The organism is Streptomyces lincolnensis (assembly GCF_021173675.1).
GTDB classification, from domain to species: Bacteria; Actinomycetota; Actinomycetes; order Streptomycetales; family Streptomycetaceae; genus Streptomyces; species Streptomyces lincolnensis_B.
In genome coordinates, this window is sequence record NZ_JAIHON010000011.1 from 305,260 (window position 1) to 320,302 (window position 15,043).

The window sequence follows — 15,043 nt, forward strand, 5'->3', positions numbered from 1 at the left end:
GTGCGCCCGTGACACGGGCGCACGCCGGGGAAGCCTACCGGGTCACGACGGCGTCTCAGGGCCCCACAGGTCGCACTGGTGTTCCCGTCCGGTAGTCCCGCTCACGGCGATCCCGCCCTGGGACGCCGTCCGCAGCGAGAGCACCGCCCCCGGCCGGCCGGGCATCGCGGGCTGCCCGTCGGCGCGCGGCACACCGCCGCGCACGAAGGAGCCCCAGTACTGGACCATCTGCCGGGCGAGCACCTGCTGCTCGGCGTTCAGCGGTGAGTCGAGCCCGAAGTGCCTGAAGAGGTACTGGAGCTCGTTCACATGGGTCGCGCCGAAGTCGAAGTCGGTGTTCAGGTTGCGCAGGGAGGCGAAGGGCGGGGAGGTGCGGTCGGCGAACTCGTACCGGTGGACCGGGCCGTGTTCCGCGAGCACGTCGTCCAGGCGCAGGGCGGTGCAGGCGAAGTAGCGGTCGCCGAAGGCGGTGGCGTACGCGAGCGTCGGCGTCGGGTACGCCGACAGCGGGTAGCGCCGCAGCGCGCGCTCACCGAACTCCTCGCGCATCACGGCCGGATACTGCTCGGCCGTGATCGGAGTGCCGTTCAGATCGAACCGGGCGAACGCGAACATCCGCCCCTCGTCCTGGTTGGCCCCGTTCATCACGGGCACCCCGGCGGCGGCACCCCGCGCGAGCGCCTCCGAAGGCTGCATCGGCAGGAAGTCCCCGCCGGCCACCGGACCCCAGTCGAAGTCGCCCTGCGCGGCCAGGATCTCGGCGGGGGCCTTGGCGCGCAGACACGCCACACTCGCGCACCCCAGCTTCTTCGCGAAGGCGGCTCCTTCGGTCACCGCCGCCCGCTGCTCACGCGCCCCGCAGTCGTCGTACGCGCCGCTCTGGATGACAGCCGCCCGAAACAGGCCCCGTGCGGTCGGTGAGGCGAGCTGGGTGCAGACCGAGCGGCCGCCCGCCGACTCGCCCGCGATCGTGACGCGGCCCGGGTCACCGCCGAAGCCGGCGATGTTGGCCCGCACCCAGCGCAGCGCGGCCTGCTGGTCGAGCATGCCGAAGTTGCCCGAGACCCCGTCGTCCGCCTCGCCGTCGAGACCGGCGGTGGCGAGGAAACCCATCGCTCCGAGGCGGTAGTTGGCGGTGACGACGACCGTGCCGGTCTGCCGGGCGAAGGTGTCGGGGACGACGTCCCGGCCCGCGCCCGCGGTCAGCCCGCCGCCGTGGAACCAGACCAGGACCGCTCGGCGGGCGGCGCCTTCGGGGGCGTACACGTTCAGGTCGAGACAGTCCTCGGTGTGGCTGGGCCGCTCGTAGCCGGGGTCCCAACTCGCCATCTGCACACAGGTGTTGCCGAACTCCCGGGCATCGCGGACACCGCGCCAGGGCTCGACGGGCCGCGGCTCCTTCCAGCGGAGGGCGCCCACCGGTGGCCGGGCGTAGGGGATGCCGAGGAACTGCCGTCCCTCGGAGGTGGTCTCACCGCGCACCCGGCCGGAGTCGGTGCGTACGACCGGGTCGCCCTGGGGCGCGGCCACGGCGGCCGTGGGGGTGAGCAACGAGGCCGCCAGCGCAGCCAGTACGACAGTGACGCGCCGGATCATCGGCCCACCTCCACGCTCGTCCGCAGCTTCGGATCCCGGGCCGGCACTCCCACCCGCACCTGTCGTCGCCCGGTCCCCAGCACCCCATCGTGACGCTTCGGGCACCACGAGGACAGGCTGCGCTCGGCCACTCGTACGGTGACTCTCCGCCGTTGTCCCGGGCCAGGGCGAGTCGCGCGTAACCTCCCAACACCCTTACTGGCTGGCCGAGTTGGAGGTCAGGCGAAGGTCGTGCGGTCCTGGCCCCGGGACTCGTGACAGGTGGGGCCGCCGTGTCAGCGGCGAAGGCCGTCGAGGGGCAGGCCCGCCGCCACCTTGGTGACGGCGGCCGTGCCGGCCCCGGTCACGGCCGACACCGCACCGTCGAGCGCGCCTCCGACCTTCTCCGCTGGAGCCACCGGACCCACCGGACCCGCCGGTGCGGCCGGTGCGGCCGGTGCGGCCGGTGCGGCCGGTGCGGCCGGTGCGGCCGGTGCGTCTTCCGTGCAGCAGTCCGCCTCCACGACCCGTCGCGTCTCGAACCGCTCCGGCGACGCCTCCGGGCCGGACGACGGATCCTCGGGAGCCGTGCGCGGGCCGTCGTCGGTGCCGGGCGACGGGAGGGCCTCCGGTGTGTCGAGTTCGTCGAGCGGGCCGCCCGGTGTGCCGCTTCCCGACGACGGTCCGGCCGTCGTGCCGTTCGGCTCCGCGTCCGCGCCCTCCAGCGTCCAGCGCTGCTTCGCGGAGTCGTCGCGTTCGGTGACGACGACGGTCCTGCCCGGCCCGGGGGCGACGAGCAGCCCTCCGCCCCGGCGCAGCAGCAGTTCGCCCCGCACGGTGAAGTCGTAGCGCACCTCGCCCGCGTGCACCACGCAGTCGGCCAGGACGACGGCACCCTCGTCGGCGTCCGCGTCGAGGCAGAGCGTCGGGGCGGTCGCCGAGCGGAGCAGACCGTCGCCCTGGTACGCCCACTGCTGCGAGCCGGCCGTCGAGCACGCGGCTAGCACGGCGGCGGCGCCGTCCCCGGTCCTGCCGTCGAGGACGTCGAGGCACAGCCCGGTGGCGGAGTTGCGGAGCCTGCCGTGGCTCACCTCCACGGGTTCGCCGACCGAGGCGGCGGACGGCGAGCGGACCGAGGCGGAATCGTCCGAGGAATTCGAGGAAGCGCCGGAGTCCGAGGTGCCCGCGGTCCCGGGCACGACGGAGTTGCCGCTGACCGCTCCCCAGGTGGGGCCGGGGCCTGCGGCACCGCCCTCCTCGGACCAGCCTCGGGCGACGAGCACCGTGGCCAGCAGGGCGAGGGAGGTCAGACCGGCACCCACGAGCACGGCCCTGGTGTGTCTGCGGCCCGGCGCGAGGAGCCCGGCGGAGGGCCGGTGCCGTCCGCCCACTCTGGGGCGCGCCGCCGGACGGGCGGCCCGGGGCGCGTCGTCGGCGGCACGGCCGGGCCGGGAGTCGAGATAGCGGCGGGCGCCCCAGCCGAGCACGGTCTCGGCGAGCAGCACCTCCAGGCCGCCCTCGAAATGACTGAGCTGCTCGGCGGCGTGCCGGCAGTAGCGGCAGGACGTCAGGTGCTGCTGGACATCCGGGAGCAGGGCGCCTCCCCGACGAATCGGGACATCGAGGAGACGGCTGTAGAAACGACATTCACTACTGGGCGCGAGTTCGCGGTGGGCCCGTACACAACCCGTGCGGAATTGCTCGCGCGCCTGCTCCAGAGCGGCCGCCGCCCTGGCCGTGTCCACCCCCAGCAGACCGGCCGGTACGGATATCGGCTCGGCCTCCACCTCCACATGCCACAACAGGCATTGCGAGGCTCCCGGAAGGGCCTGGAATGCGCGCTCCGCGAGCCGCCGCCTTTCGGGCGTGGCGGACCTCGCCGCCCGCAGACCGCGACCGCCGGTCGTTTTGCGGAGTTCCGGCAGTACGGCGGAAAGGGTGCCGTCCGCGGCCCACTCCTTCACCGTGTCCCGTACCGCGCGCAGGAGTTGGGGCCGCACGGCACCACCGCCCGCCCGTCCGAGTACCCGGTGAAAGGCGGCCGCGGTCGCCATGCCCGCCGTTCCCTCCCCGGAGGCCAGGCATATGACGGCGTACTCATGGGCCGCTCGCCAGTGCCGGGCCATCAGCAGGGCGACGGCATGGGCGTCCGCGGTGGGACCGCCCAGCCGGGCGACGAGTTCCCTGTCGGACTCCCCCGGGCTTGCGCCGGGTCGGGGCGGGTAAGGGGGGCGTGGGGGGTAGGGGGATTCCACTCGACCAATTCCTTCCATGCCGCAGGACGGCATACGAAAATGCGCGCCCATAGGAAAGAGGTGACTGATTGGTGCATACCTATGCCGCGTCAGGTGCGGCCCGGCTTTTGGAACCCGTGGGTAACGGGGCGCTCACTTTCGCACAATTGACGCAGAGGAAACAAGAAGTTCGAGTGACGCATGTTCAAAACGGGACCACTCCAGAAATGTTACCGGCGGTATCCGCACCCGCATTCGAAAAATCCCCGGAACAGGCCCGTCAAGTTGTGTGCGCCGCAGGCCCGTCGGCACACGAAATCTCCAACTTCCGCGCGACCGCGACCGCACGGCGGCACTCCACAGCGGACTGAGAGCTTCCTCTCGGTGTCCTCTCATCCACGTGGACCAGCATGGCCCGCATGATCGTCCCCCACACGACCTCCACCCCAGGCCCCGCCCGTCCCGTCCGCAAGGCGGTCGTCCCGGCGGCCGGCCTCGGCACCCGCTTCCTCCCCGCGACGAAGGCGACTCCCAAGGAGATGCTGCCGGTCGTCGACAAGCCGGCCATCCAGTACGTCGTCGAGGAGGCCGCCGCGGCCGGGCTCGACGACGTCCTGATGGTGACCGGCCGGCACAAGCGGGCCATCGAGGACCACTTCGACAACGCCTACGAACTGGAACAGGCCCTCGCCGCCAAGGGCGACACCGTCCGGCTGGACGCCGTGCGCGACCCGGCCCGGCTGGCCAACATCCACCACATCCGCCAGGGCGAGCCGCTCGGCCTCGGACACGCGGTGCTCTGCGCCCGCCGCCACGTCGGCGACGAACCCTTCGCCGTCCTGCTCGGCGACGACCTGATCGACCCGCGCGAGACCCTGCTCAGCAGGATGCTCGACGTCCGCGAGCAGCACGCCGGGAGCGTGGTGGCCCTCATGGAGGTGCCCCGCGAGCAGATCCACCTCTACGGCTGCGCCGCCGTGGACCCCACCGGCGAGCGGGACGTGGTCCGGGTGACCGGCCTGGTCGAGAAGCCCTCGGCCGAGGACGCGCCGAGCGCGTACGCGGTCATCGGCCGGTACGTCCTCGACCCGGCCGTCTTCGACACCCTGGAGCGCACCCCGCCCGGCCGCGGCGGCGAGATCCAGCTGACCGACGCGCTCCAGGACCTCGCCACGGGCGGCACGGTGCACGGGGTCGTCTTCGACGGACTGCGCTACGACACCGGCGACAAGGCGGACTACCTGCGCACGGTGGTCCGGCTGGCTTGCGCGCGCCCCGATCTCGGGCCCGAGTTCACGGCCTGGCTCAAGGAGTTCGTCACCGGGCTGGAGAACAGCGGCACCGGCGACCGCCGTATCGCGGCCTGAGGGGACGCGAGGCACGAAGACCGCGAGGCACGAGAGACAGGGAGGCCCCGGCGATGCCGGGGCCCTCCGCACGCGGTGCCGGTCAGCCGTTGGGGCGCAGGGTCCAGACGACCGTCATCTCACCGGTCACCGCGCCGTCCTCGCGCCGGATGGCGATCGACACGGGGAACTCCGGCCGCTTGCCCTCGTCGAGTTCCGCGACGACCTCCGCTGCGGGGCGCCCGAGGGTCGCGGTCGCCGTGACGGGTCCCATCGCGAGCTTCTTGTAGGCGATCTCGGCACGGACCGCGAGCGGCACGGCGCGGGAGAGCTGGTCCCCGAACGCGGCGAGCACGATCGCCCCGCTCGCCGACTCGCCCAGCGTGAACATCGCTCCGGCGTGCGGGCCGCCGACGTGGTTGTGGTACTCGCCCTGGTCGGGAAGTGCCAGCACGGCCTTGTCCGGCGAGGTCTCCAGGAACTCCAGCTTCAGGGTCCTGGCCATCGGGACCGTGGCGGCGAGCATCTCGCCGATCGACATCTGGTCTGCGCTCATGGCAGCGACGTTACCCGCGAGTAGCACTGTCTGGCCAGGTGGGTGTGATGATCGTCGTATCCTTACGGCCCATGTGGCCAGGACAACAGCCGCCGGGGGGCGGGCAGGACCCGCAGCAGCAGCCTCCGGCCGCCGGGAACCCCTACCAGCAGCCCGGGTACCAGCAGGCGAACCCGTATCTCCAGCAGCAGCCGCCCGCGTGGCACACCGCCCCGGCCGGTGCCGCCCCTCCCGGTCCGCCGGGCGGCGGACGGCGGACCGGGGCGATCGCGATCACCGCCGCCCTGGCCGTCGTGGCGGCCGCCGCCGTGACCGGGGCCGTCCTGCTGGGCGGAGGCACCGACGACGAGGCCGCGCCCGGTCCGTCGCCCTCCCCTTCCGCCACCCCCTCGCCCTCTCCCCCGCCCTCCGGCAATCCGCGGGGCGGGGACGAGCAGAAGCCGACCGTGGCGGGCTGGAAGGTCGTGGTGAACCCCAACGCGGGCGTCGCCTTCGAGGTGCCGGCGGACTGGGCGCTGAAGCCGCGCACGTTCATCACCTGGGTCTCCGAGAACGACGACCCGGACGACATCCCCCTCGTCGCCATGCAGGCCCCCGCGGACCTCAAGGAGAAGTGGTGCGGGACCGACGAGGACAAGGACGGCGAGATCGACTACGCGCCGCTCGCCAGCGCCGGGAGCAGGGGCAACAACAACGTCCAGAGCACCGCGCAGGTGGCGCGCGAGGACTCGGCGACGTGGGTCTACGGCATGCACACCCAGCCGGACCGCAAGAAGGTCACCACCGACCCGGTCACCTCCTTCACCACCGCCTCCGGACTCACCGGCAGCGTCGCCACCTCCCGGTCCTCCGGAGTCGTGAAGGAGGACAAGTGCGACACCGACGGCAAGGCGACGACGTTCGCCTTCAAGGACGCCCGCGGCAACTTCGCCTCCTGGTCCTTCGTCGGCGCCACGGGTGTGGGTGAGGAGGTCCCCGACACCACGGTCGTGAAGATCATGAAGACCGTGCGCATCTTCATGCCGGACGCGGACTGAGCGAGGGCCGGCGGGACACGGCCGGACCGGGGCAGGTTGACGAAGCACACCGATTTGCTACGTCCCTGACAAGGCCCGGTGACCGAAACGTGTCCCTCGCGGCACTAGGGTGACTGCTCATGTGGCCAGGACAGCAGCCGCCCGGGGGCGAGCAGAACCCGCAACAGCAGAACAACCCGTACCAGCAGCCGGGGTACCAGCAGCCGAATCCGTACCAGCAGCCCGGCTACCAGCAGCAGCCGAACCCCTACGGGCAGCAGCCCCAGTGGGGCACTCCGGCTCCGGCCGGCATGCCGCAGCCGCCGCAGCCGCCGGGCAGTGGCGGAAACCGCACCAAGGTGGTCGCGATCGTGGCCGCCGTGGCGGTGGTCGTGGCTGCCGGGGTGACCGGCTTCCTGGTGCTGGGCGGTGACAAGGACGACGAGGCCGACGGCGGCACCGGCAAGAACGCGAAGCCGTCGGCGAGCCCGTCCGCCGAGCCGAGCGCCTCCCCCTCCGAGGGCAACCCGCGCGGCGGGGAGAGCGAGCAGGCGACCATCACGGGCTGGAAGATCGTCGTCAACCCCAAGTGGGGCGCGGCCTTCGACGTACCGGCGGACTGGGAGGTGCAGTCCACGACATCGGCCATCGCGTTCGAGGAGGAGAACTCCGACGAACTCAAGCCGATCATCACGATGTCGGCGCCGGCGATCTACAAGTCGAACTGGTGCTCCTCCGACGAGGACAAGAACGGCAAGACCGAGACCACGGAACTGGCCGCGGTCGGCGTCAAGGGAGCCAACGGCGCCAAGGACACCGACGAGGTCGCCCTCAACACCCCCGCCTGGTGGGTCTACGGCGGCTACACACAGCCGGACAAGAAGAGCGTCACGACCGACAAGAAGGCCACGCCCTTCACCACCGCGTCGGGCATCAAGGGCAGCTACGCCTGGGCGTCGTCGACGAACACCCCCGCCAAGGGCAAGTGCGCGAGCGACGGCAAGGCGCTCACCTTCGGCTTCAAGAACTCCGCCGGTGACTTCATCTCCTTCAACTTCTTCGGGGCGAAGGGCGTCAAGGGCGAGGTGCCGAAGGAGACCATCCTGAAGATCCTGAGCACCGTACGGGTGCACGGCGAACCGACGGGCTGATCCGGGCGGTTCGGGGCTGTCGGTCCGGACCGCAGCCCGAGGGCCCGGCGGAGACAGCGCTGCCGGGCCCTCCCCACCGACCGAGGCGGCCCGGACGGATCAGCCGATGCCGAACGCCCCGGCAGGAGGCTCGGGTGACGGCACCGCGTCCTCGTCCCGCACCGGCTTCGCGCCCGCGATGAAGTCCCGCAGCCCCGCCCCGTGTTCGACCCGGGCGGGGAAGGCGTCGGCCGCGGTGCGCCGGGCCAGCGCGGGCAGGTCCACGGGACGGTGGGAGGCGACGAGCACCGCGTTGCCGAACCGGCGCCCGCGCAGCACGCCCGGTTCGGCGAGCAGCGCGAGCTCCTCGAACTCGCCCGCGAAGGTGGCCAGTTGGGACCGCAGGAAGCGGAAGGGCACGGCATCGGCGAGGTTGGCCAGGTAGACGCCGTCGCCCCGCAGGACCCGCGCGGCCTCCCTGGCGTAGGCGACGGACGTCAGGTGCGCCGGGACACGCGACCCGCCGAAGACATCGGCGACGAGGACGTCGGCGGAGTCGGCGGGCGCGTTTTCCAGCCAGGCCCGGGCGTCCGCCGCGTGCACGGCGACGCCCGAGCCCTCGGGCAACGGCAGGTGCTCCAGGACCAGTTCCAGCAGCCCCCGGTCGGCCTCGACCACGTCCTGCCGCGAGCCGGGCCGCGTCACGGCCACGTACCGGGGCAGCGTGAGCGCGCCCCCGCCGAGATGCAGCACGTCCAGCGGACGGCCCTCCTCGGCGACGACGTCCAGCACATGCCCGAGCCGCCGCGCGTACTCGAACTCCAGATGCGCCGGATCATCCAGATCGACGTACGACTGCGGCGCCCCGTCGACCGTCAGTAGCCAGGCCCGCGCCCGATCGACATCGGGCATGAGCTTGGCGAACCCGTGGTCGACGGGACGGGCGACGGGCAGAGACTCGGTCACCTCCCAATTGTGCCTGTGCCGCGCACACCAGCCACCCTCACTCCACGGCTGTCACCGTGCCCGCACCGACAGTCCGGCCCCCCTCACGGATGGCGAACCCCAGACCCGGCTCCAACGGCACCTCCCGCCCCAGCTCCACGGTCATCGTCACCGTGTCACCGGGCCGGGCGACCGCGATGTCACCGAGGTCGACGTCCCCCACCACATCCGCCGTACGGATGTAGAACTGCGGCCGGTACCCCGTGGAGACAGGCGTCGTACGCCCGCCCTCACGCGCGGACAGCACGTACACCTGCGCCGTGAACCGCCGCCGGGGCTTCACACTGCCCGGCGCCGCCACGACGTGCCCGCGGCGCACCGCGTCCCGGGGCACACCGCGCAGCAGCAGCGCCACGTTGTCCCCGGCCTGAGCCTCCTCCATGGGCTTGCCGAAGGTCTCCAGGCCGGTGACCACGCTCTCCACGGAGGCGCCGAGCACCTCGACCCGGTCCCCCACCCGCACGATGCCCCGCTCGACCGCGCCGGTCACCACCGTCCCCCGGCCGGTGATGGTGAGCACGTTCTCCACGGGCAGCAGGAACGGCGCGTCGAGATACCGCTCGGGCATGGGCACGTACGTGTCCACCGCGTCGAGCAGCGCGTCGATGGACGCCGTCCACCGCGGGTCCCCTTCGAGGGCCTTCAGCCCGGAGACCCGTACGACGGGCACGGCGTCACCGCCGTAGCCGTGCTCGGTGAGCAGGTCGCGCACCTCCAGCTCGACCAGGTCGATGAGCTCCTCGTCGCCCGCGTCGGCCTTGTTCAGGGCGACGACGACGTGGTTCACGCCGACCTGGCGGGCGAGCAGCACGTGCTCGGCGGTCTGCGGCATGATCCCGTCGAGCGCGGAGACGACGAGGATCGCCCCGTCGAGCTGCGCGGCCCCGGTGACCATGTTCTTGACGTAGTCGGCGTGGCCCGGCATGTCCACGTGGGCGTAGTGCCGGGTGTCCGTCTCGTACTCGACGTGCGCAATGTTGATGGTGATGCCCCGCGCGGCCTCCTCCGGGGCCCGGTCGATGCGGTCGAAGGGCACGAAGGTGCCGGCGCCGCGGTCGGCGAGAACCTTGGTGATGGCGGCGGTCAGGGTGGTCTTGCCGTGGTCGACGTGCCCCATCGTGCCGATGTTGAGATGCGGTTTGGTGCGGACGTATGCCGTCTTGGGCATGGCGATACCTCGAAGCGTCTGCGGTGAAGTGTGGGGACCCCCAAGGACTCGCCGACCCTCCCCCTGCGGGGTCCGCCGGACAATCCGGAGAGGGTCAGCTTCGGGCGCCGTCGGCTGCGGCCAGGAAGACGGGAACGGCAGCCTTCGGAGCATCCGCGACTGCGGATGCTGCGAGAACGAAGGCGTACCGGAACATGACGCAGATCATTGCCGACGCGTTGTCCCACGTCGAATGGTTTTTCGCGACCCCCTGGGCGCACAACGCACAGGATCCATACGGCGATCACACACATTTGTCGGTTAGTGTCACCGGATGCTCGATGCCACCACCCGCTCTGGCGGCACCGCCACGGCCTCTCCCCGGGCCACCGCCTCGGAACTCGCCGTCGCCGTCCCCGCCGCGGACCTCGCCGTCCCGGCTCCGTCGGGCTTCGCCGCGCGCTGCACGAGAGCGCTGTTGTCCCCCTGGTCGCGGCTGTCCCTGCTGATCGCCCTGCTGGTGGGGGCCGCCTCGGCCGTCCTGCTCTTCGAACCGCAGCGGCTGCTGGCCGACGGGTGGCCGCCGCAGCTCGGCGGGGCCGCGGCGGCGCTGGTCTTCGCGGCGGCGTACGGGCTGTGCACGGTGGCGTTCGTGCCCCGCCCGCTGCTCAACCTGGCCGCGGGTGCGCTCTTCGGCTCGCAGCTCGGCACCGGCGCGGCGATCGCGGGCACGGTGATCGGTGCCGGTATCGCCTTCACGCTCGGCCGGGTGCTCGGCCAGGACGCGCTGCGGCCACTGCTGCGGGGGCGCTGGCTGAAGGCCGCGGACGGGCAGCTGAGCCGGCACGGCTTCCGCTCGATGCTGGCGGCGCGCCTGTTCCCCGGTGTGCCGTTCTGGGCCGCGAACTACTGCGCCTCCGTCTCCCGCATGGGCTACGTCCCGTTCCTGCTCGCGACGGCGCTCGGGTCGATCCCGAACACCGCCGCATACGTCGTCGCCGGCGCCCGTGCCTCCACGCCGACCTCGCCGGCCTTCCTGATCGCGATGGCCTGCATCGCGCTGCCGGCGCTGGCGGGCGCGATCGTGGCCTGGCGCAAGAGGCACCACCTGCGCGGCCACTGAACCGCCGGACCTGCCCCGACACCGGCCCCCGGCCCCCGGCCCAGTCTTCGCTACACGGCTTCCAGGATCATCGCGTTGGCGAGTCCGCCCGCCTCGCACATCGTCTGCAGGCCGTAGCGCGCCCCGCGTTCGCGCATCGCGTGCACGAGCGTCGTCGTCAGACGCGTGCCGCTCGCGCCGAGCGGGTGGCCGAGGGCGATCGCGCCGCCGTGCACGTTGACGCGGTCGAGGTCGGCGCCGGTCTCCTGCCGCCAGGCGAGCACCACGCTGGAGAACGCCTCGTTGACCTCGAACAGGTCGATGTCGTCCAGGGAGAGACCGGCCCGGCGCAGCACCTTCTCCGTGGCCGGGACGACGCCGGTGAGCATGAGGATCGGGTCGGAGCCGGTGACGGCGAAGCTGTGCAGCCGTGCGAGCGGGCGCAGGCCGAGACGTGCCGCGGTCTCGCTGGAGGTGATGAGCACGGCCGAGGCGCCGTCGTTGATCGGGCTGGCGTTGCCCGCGGTCACGTTCCACTCGATCTGCGGGAAGCGCTCGGCGTAGGCGGGGTCGTAGTAGGCGGGCTTCAGTCCGGCGAGGGTCTCGGGGGTGCTGCCCGGCCGTACGCACTCGTCGCGGGCGACCCCGTCCAGGGGTGCGACCTCGGCGTCGAAGAGACCGGCGTCCCAGGCCGCGGCGGCCTTGTGGTGCGAGGAGACCGCGAAGGCGTCCAGTTGCTCGCGGGTGAGGGACCACTTGGCGGCGATGAGCTCGGCGCTGATGCCCTGCGGGACGATGCCGTCCCGGTAGCGCTCGGCGACACCGGGGCCGAAGGGGTCCTTGCCGGGCGGCACGTTCGACCACATCGGCACCCGGCTCATCGACTCCACCCCGCAGGCGACCACGAGGTCGTAGGCGCCCGCCATGACGCCCTGCGCCGCGAAATGCACGGCCTGCTGGGAGGAGCCGCACTGACGGTCGACCGTGGTCGCGGGGACCGACTCCGGGAAGCCCGCCGACAGGACGGCGTAGCGGGTGGTGTTCATGGCCTGCTCGCCGACCTGGTCGACGGTGCCGCCGATGACGTCGTCGATCAGCGCCGGGTCGACGCCGGAGCGCTCGACGAGGGCGCGCAGGGTGTGGGCGAGGAGTTCGACGGGGTGCACGTGGGCGAGGGCGCCGTTCGGCTTGCCCTTGCCCACGGGGGTGCGTACGGCTTCGACGATGACTGCGTCACGCATGGTGCGGGCCTCCACGACTACGAGCTACGACTGCGGGCTCTGAATACCAGCCCTCCCTACCGGTGAGTAGGAAATCCAAACTCACCATAGCCTTGCGGGTTGGAAAAACAAACCCTCCCCTAGACTGAGGTCATGGCCGCCCCCAAGGACCCGCGCCCCTGCTCGATCGCCGACACCCTGGCGCTCGTCGGCGAGAAGTACTCCCTGCTCGTCCTGCGCGAGGTCTGCCTCGGCAACGGCCGCTTCGACCAGCTGGTGCGCAACATCGGCGCCCCGCGCGACGTCCTGGCCACCCGGCTGCGCCGGCTCGTCGAGGCCGACATCCTGACCAAGCGCCTCTACAGCGAGCGCCCGCAGCGCTTCGAGTACCGGCCGACCCCGGCGGGGCTGGAGCTGGAGCCGGTCCTGCTGACCCTCATGGCGTGGGGCGACCGCCACATCCGCCAGGACGACGACCGCCCGATGGTGGTCGAGCACAGCTGCCACCACGAGCTGATCCCTGTCGTCACCTGCGCGGCCTGCGGCGAAGCGGTCTCCCACGAGGACCTGACGGCCCGTCCACAGTCCCCCGGCTGGACGGTGACGGGACGGACGGCGGCCTAGCGCTCCCGGTCCCCTCTCCCCCGCCCCTGTGCCGGACCTGTCACCGAGGGACGCTACGCTGCCCCTCGCGCCCCGATCGCCTCGTCAGGCGAGCTGGTGTGCGCCCGTCGCTCCTTCCACGATCAGCGCTTGGACTCCGTAACTTCATGTCTTGGTTTGAATCCCTCATCCTCGGACTCGTCCAGGGGCTGACCGAGTTCCTCCCCGTCTCCTCCAGCGCGCACCTGCGGCTGACCGCGGCCTTCTCCGGCTGGAAGGACCCGGGAGCGGCCTTCACGGCGATCACCCAGATCGGCACCGAGGCCGCCGTCCTGATCTACTTCCGCAAGGACATCGGGCGGATCATCTCGGCCTGGGTCCGGTCGCTCACGAACAAGGAGATGCGCCGCGACCACGACGCCCAGATGGGCTGGCTGGTGATCGTCGGCTCGATCCCGATCGGCGTCCTCGGCGTGACGCTCAAGGACCAGATCGAGGGCCCCTTCCGCGATCTGCGCATCACCGCCACGATGCTGATCGTGGTCGGCATCGTCATCGGCATCGCCGACCGGATGGCGGCCCGCGACGAGACCGGCGGCCGGCACCGCGCGGCCAAGGAGCGCAAGTCGCTGGAGGACCTCAGCGTCAAGGACGGTCTGATCTACGGCCTCTGCCAGGCCTGCGCCCTCATCCCGGGCGTCTCCCGCTCCGGCGCCACCATCAGCGGCGGCCTGTTCATGGGCTACCAGCGCGAGGCCGCGGCCCGCTACTCCTTCCTCCTCGCCATCCCCGCGGTGCTCGCCTCCGGCCTGTTCGAGCTCAAGGACGCGATGGAGAGCGACCACGTCTCCTGGGGCCCGACGATCTTCGCCACGGTCATCGCCTTCGTGGTCGGCTACGCGGTCATCGCCTGGTTCATGAAGTTCATCTCCACCAAGAGCTTCATGCCGTTCGTCTGGTACCGCATCGCCCTCGGCATCGTCATCATCGCGCTGGTCGCGACGGGCGCGCTGAGCCCCCACGCTGCCGAGTCGGCCGGCTGACGCCCGACGGCCGGACCGTCAACTCGCCCCCTCCGCGCCGGAGTTCCGACCCCGGCGCGGAAAATCCGTGACCAATGACATACGGCATCAGTAGCCGCCCGGTAGCGGACCGTCAGTTCTTGCGCCTACGCTTGTTCCCATGCTCCCCGATTCCATGACCTCTGGTTCCGTGCGGTCTGCTGCCGAAGTCAACGAACACATCCGCGCCCTGTGGATGCGCGCGGGCGGCACCCTCTCGGCCCAGGAGCGCGCGGAGTACGAGCTGTTGGTGGTCGAATGGGCGGCCGCGATCCGCAGCGACGTCGTAGAGGCGGCCTGACACGGCGGCCCTGCCCGCGCCAGAGAGTCCACGCCGACGCTGTTACGGTGCCGCCTCGTGAGTACGGACATCCATGGCGGCATCGAGTTTCGTCACCCCGGCGTCGACACCGACTACTACGACGGCGAGCCGTGGGTGGCCGCCATGGATCTTTGGCCACTGTACGACCAGACCGACTACGCGGCCTTCGGTTACCTCTTCGGAGTACGCAATTACGCGGGCTTCCAGCCGCTCGCACCAGGCCGCGGCCTGCCCGTCGATCTGTCGAGCGGGATTCGTTCGCAGTTGGAGACCTGGGTTGCAGCGGGCGACCTTCACAGCGCGAGTTGGGTCAGCTGGGCGGAGATCGCTTCAATGGATCTCGCCACACCATCTGATCAGTTCGTCGGCCGACTGACCTGGCACACGACGTCGCTGCCATCGACACGGCACCAACAACTCGTCTCCGATTCCTGGCCCCCGGAAACTCTGTCCGCGGTGGGCGTGCCTCCCGCGGACCTGCACAACGCGACGGAACGTGTGGAGTGGAGCACCGACGAAGTCATGTGCACATACGAACCGCTGACCGCAGGCACTGTCCTGGGCCCTGAAACGCACTGGTCGCATGTCTTCGCCGTGATGAAGGCCCTGGCAGGCCGCTTCGGTGATGACGGCGTCCGCTTGGTCGTGGCGTTCGACTGAGCTGAGCCGACTTTCCCGGCGGGCAGCCGGCCGCCTACGCGGCGAAAGGCACCATCCGACCGTCAA

General features: G+C 71.5%; 14 protein-coding genes. 8 read left to right on the plus strand and 6 right to left on the minus strand.

Annotated elements, in window-relative coordinates:
- Positions 1-42: 42 nt before the first annotated feature.
- Positions 43-1,596 (minus strand): carboxylesterase/lipase family protein, encoded by a 1,554-nt coding sequence (locus tag K4B79_RS32255; RefSeq protein ID WP_232030838.1) that lies wholly within the window; start codon positions 1,594-1,596, stop codon positions 43-45.
- A 275-nt stretch (positions 1,597-1,871) separates the two neighbouring features.
- The gene (locus K4B79_RS32260; protein WP_232030839.1) at positions 1,872-3,830 is read right to left on the minus strand and encodes an RICIN domain-containing protein; all 1,959 of its coding nucleotides are present in this window, start codon (positions 3,828-3,830) and stop codon (positions 1,872-1,874) included.
- A gap of 398 nt (positions 3,831-4,228) precedes the next feature.
- On the opposite strand from K4B79_RS32260, the gene galU reads away from it, so the two are divergent.
- Entirely contained in the window at positions 4,229-5,176 is a 948-nt protein-coding gene (gene galU, locus K4B79_RS32265) for a UTP--glucose-1-phosphate uridylyltransferase GalU (protein ID WP_232030840.1), read from the plus strand.
- An 82-nt stretch (positions 5,177-5,258) separates the two neighbouring features.
- On the opposite strand, the gene K4B79_RS32270 is transcribed toward galU, so the two are convergent.
- The gene (locus K4B79_RS32270) at positions 5,259-5,696 is read right to left on the minus strand and encodes a DUF4442 domain-containing protein (protein WP_232030912.1); all 438 of its coding nucleotides are present in this window, start codon (positions 5,694-5,696) and stop codon (positions 5,259-5,261) included.
- A gap of 86 nt (positions 5,697-5,782) precedes the next feature.
- On the opposite strand from K4B79_RS32270, the gene K4B79_RS32275 reads away from it, so the two are divergent.
- Positions 5,783-6,748 carry a hypothetical protein gene (locus K4B79_RS32275; protein WP_232030841.1) on the plus strand — a complete coding sequence of 322 codons (966 nt, stop codon included), beginning with the start codon at positions 5,783-5,785 and terminating at the stop codon, positions 6,746-6,748.
- A 119-nt stretch (positions 6,749-6,867) separates the two neighbouring features.
- Positions 6,868-7,878, plus strand: a complete 1,011-nt coding sequence (locus tag K4B79_RS32280; protein WP_232030842.1) for a hypothetical protein — start codon at positions 6,868-6,870, stop codon at positions 7,876-7,878.
- A 99-nt stretch (positions 7,879-7,977) separates the two neighbouring features.
- Here K4B79_RS32280 and K4B79_RS32285 read toward each other — a convergent pair whose 3' ends face one another.
- Together K4B79_RS32285 and tuf are read right to left on the minus strand one after the other, a co-directional pair.
- Positions 7,978-8,823: a spermidine synthase gene (locus tag K4B79_RS32285; protein WP_232030843.1), complete on the minus strand. Its 846-nt coding sequence runs from the start codon at positions 8,821-8,823 to the stop codon at positions 7,978-7,980.
- A 37-nt stretch (positions 8,824-8,860) separates the two neighbouring features.
- Positions 8,861-10,030, minus strand: coding sequence for an elongation factor Tu (tuf, locus tag K4B79_RS32290; protein WP_232030844.1), 1,170 nt, complete (start codon positions 10,028-10,030; stop codon positions 8,861-8,863).
- Between the two features lie 313 nt (positions 10,031-10,343).
- Between tuf and K4B79_RS32295 the strand changes: the two genes are divergently transcribed.
- Positions 10,344-11,132, plus strand: a complete 789-nt coding sequence (locus K4B79_RS32295) for a TVP38/TMEM64 family protein (RefSeq protein ID WP_232030845.1) — start codon at positions 10,344-10,346, stop codon at positions 11,130-11,132.
- Between the two features lie 50 nt (positions 11,133-11,182).
- Here K4B79_RS32295 and K4B79_RS32300 read toward each other — a convergent pair whose 3' ends face one another.
- Positions 11,183-12,352, minus strand: a complete 1,170-nt coding sequence (locus K4B79_RS32300) for a thiolase family protein (RefSeq protein ID WP_232030846.1) — start codon at positions 12,350-12,352, stop codon at positions 11,183-11,185.
- Positions 12,353-12,484: 132 nt separating this feature from the next.
- On the opposite strand from K4B79_RS32300, the gene K4B79_RS32305 reads away from it, so the two are divergent.
- The 4 genes from K4B79_RS32305 (at position 12,485) to K4B79_RS32320 (ending at position 14,977) form a co-directional block, all read left to right on the plus strand.
- Complete coding sequence (locus tag K4B79_RS32305; protein ID WP_232030847.1) at positions 12,485-12,955, plus strand: winged helix-turn-helix transcriptional regulator; 471 nt, start codon at positions 12,485-12,487, stop codon at positions 12,953-12,955.
- 146 nt (positions 12,956-13,101) lie between these two features.
- The gene (locus K4B79_RS32310) at positions 13,102-13,977 is read left to right on the plus strand and encodes an undecaprenyl-diphosphate phosphatase (RefSeq protein ID WP_232030848.1); all 876 of its coding nucleotides are present in this window, start codon (positions 13,102-13,104) and stop codon (positions 13,975-13,977) included.
- Positions 13,978-14,116: 139 nt separating this feature from the next.
- Positions 14,117-14,296: a hypothetical protein gene (locus K4B79_RS32315; RefSeq protein ID WP_232030849.1), complete on the plus strand. Its 180-nt coding sequence runs from the start codon at positions 14,117-14,119 to the stop codon at positions 14,294-14,296.
- Positions 14,297-14,353: 57 nt separating this feature from the next.
- The gene (locus tag K4B79_RS32320; protein ID WP_232030850.1) at positions 14,354-14,977 is read left to right on the plus strand and encodes a hypothetical protein; all 624 of its coding nucleotides are present in this window, start codon (positions 14,354-14,356) and stop codon (positions 14,975-14,977) included.
- Positions 14,978-15,043: the final 66 nt, after the last annotated feature.

Excerpts from the sequence above, each read along its gene's own strand:
- K4B79_RS32255 (WP_232030838.1), bottom strand. The coding sequence starts at position 1,596 with ATGATCCGGCGCGTCACTGTCGTACTGGCTGCGCTGGCGGCCTCGTTG.
- K4B79_RS32270 (WP_232030912.1), bottom strand. The coding sequence starts at position 5,696 with ATGTCGATCGGCGAGATGCTCGCCGCCACGGTCCCGATGGCCAGGACC.
- K4B79_RS32310 (WP_232030848.1), top strand. The coding sequence starts at position 13,102 with ATGTCTTGGTTTGAATCCCTCATCCTCGGACTCGTCCAGGGGCTGACC.
- K4B79_RS32280 (WP_232030842.1), top strand. The coding sequence starts at position 6,868 with ATGTGGCCAGGACAGCAGCCGCCCGGGGGCGAGCAGAACCCGCAACAG.
- K4B79_RS32305 (WP_232030847.1), top strand. The coding sequence starts at position 12,485 with ATGGCCGCCCCCAAGGACCCGCGCCCCTGCTCGATCGCCGACACCCTG.
- K4B79_RS32275 (WP_232030841.1), top strand. The coding sequence starts at position 5,783 with ATGTGGCCAGGACAACAGCCGCCGGGGGGCGGGCAGGACCCGCAGCAG.
- K4B79_RS32300 (WP_232030846.1), bottom strand. The coding sequence starts at position 12,352 with ATGCGTGACGCAGTCATCGTCGAAGCCGTACGCACCCCCGTGGGCAAG.
- K4B79_RS32315 (WP_232030849.1), top strand. The coding sequence starts at position 14,117 with ATGCTCCCCGATTCCATGACCTCTGGTTCCGTGCGGTCTGCTGCCGAA.
- tuf (WP_232030844.1), bottom strand. The coding sequence starts at position 10,030 with ATGCCCAAGACGGCATACGTCCGCACCAAACCGCATCTCAACATCGGC.
- K4B79_RS32295 (WP_232030845.1), top strand. The coding sequence starts at position 10,344 with ATGCTCGATGCCACCACCCGCTCTGGCGGCACCGCCACGGCCTCTCCC.
- galU (WP_232030840.1), top strand. The coding sequence starts at position 4,229 with ATGATCGTCCCCCACACGACCTCCACCCCAGGCCCCGCCCGTCCCGTC.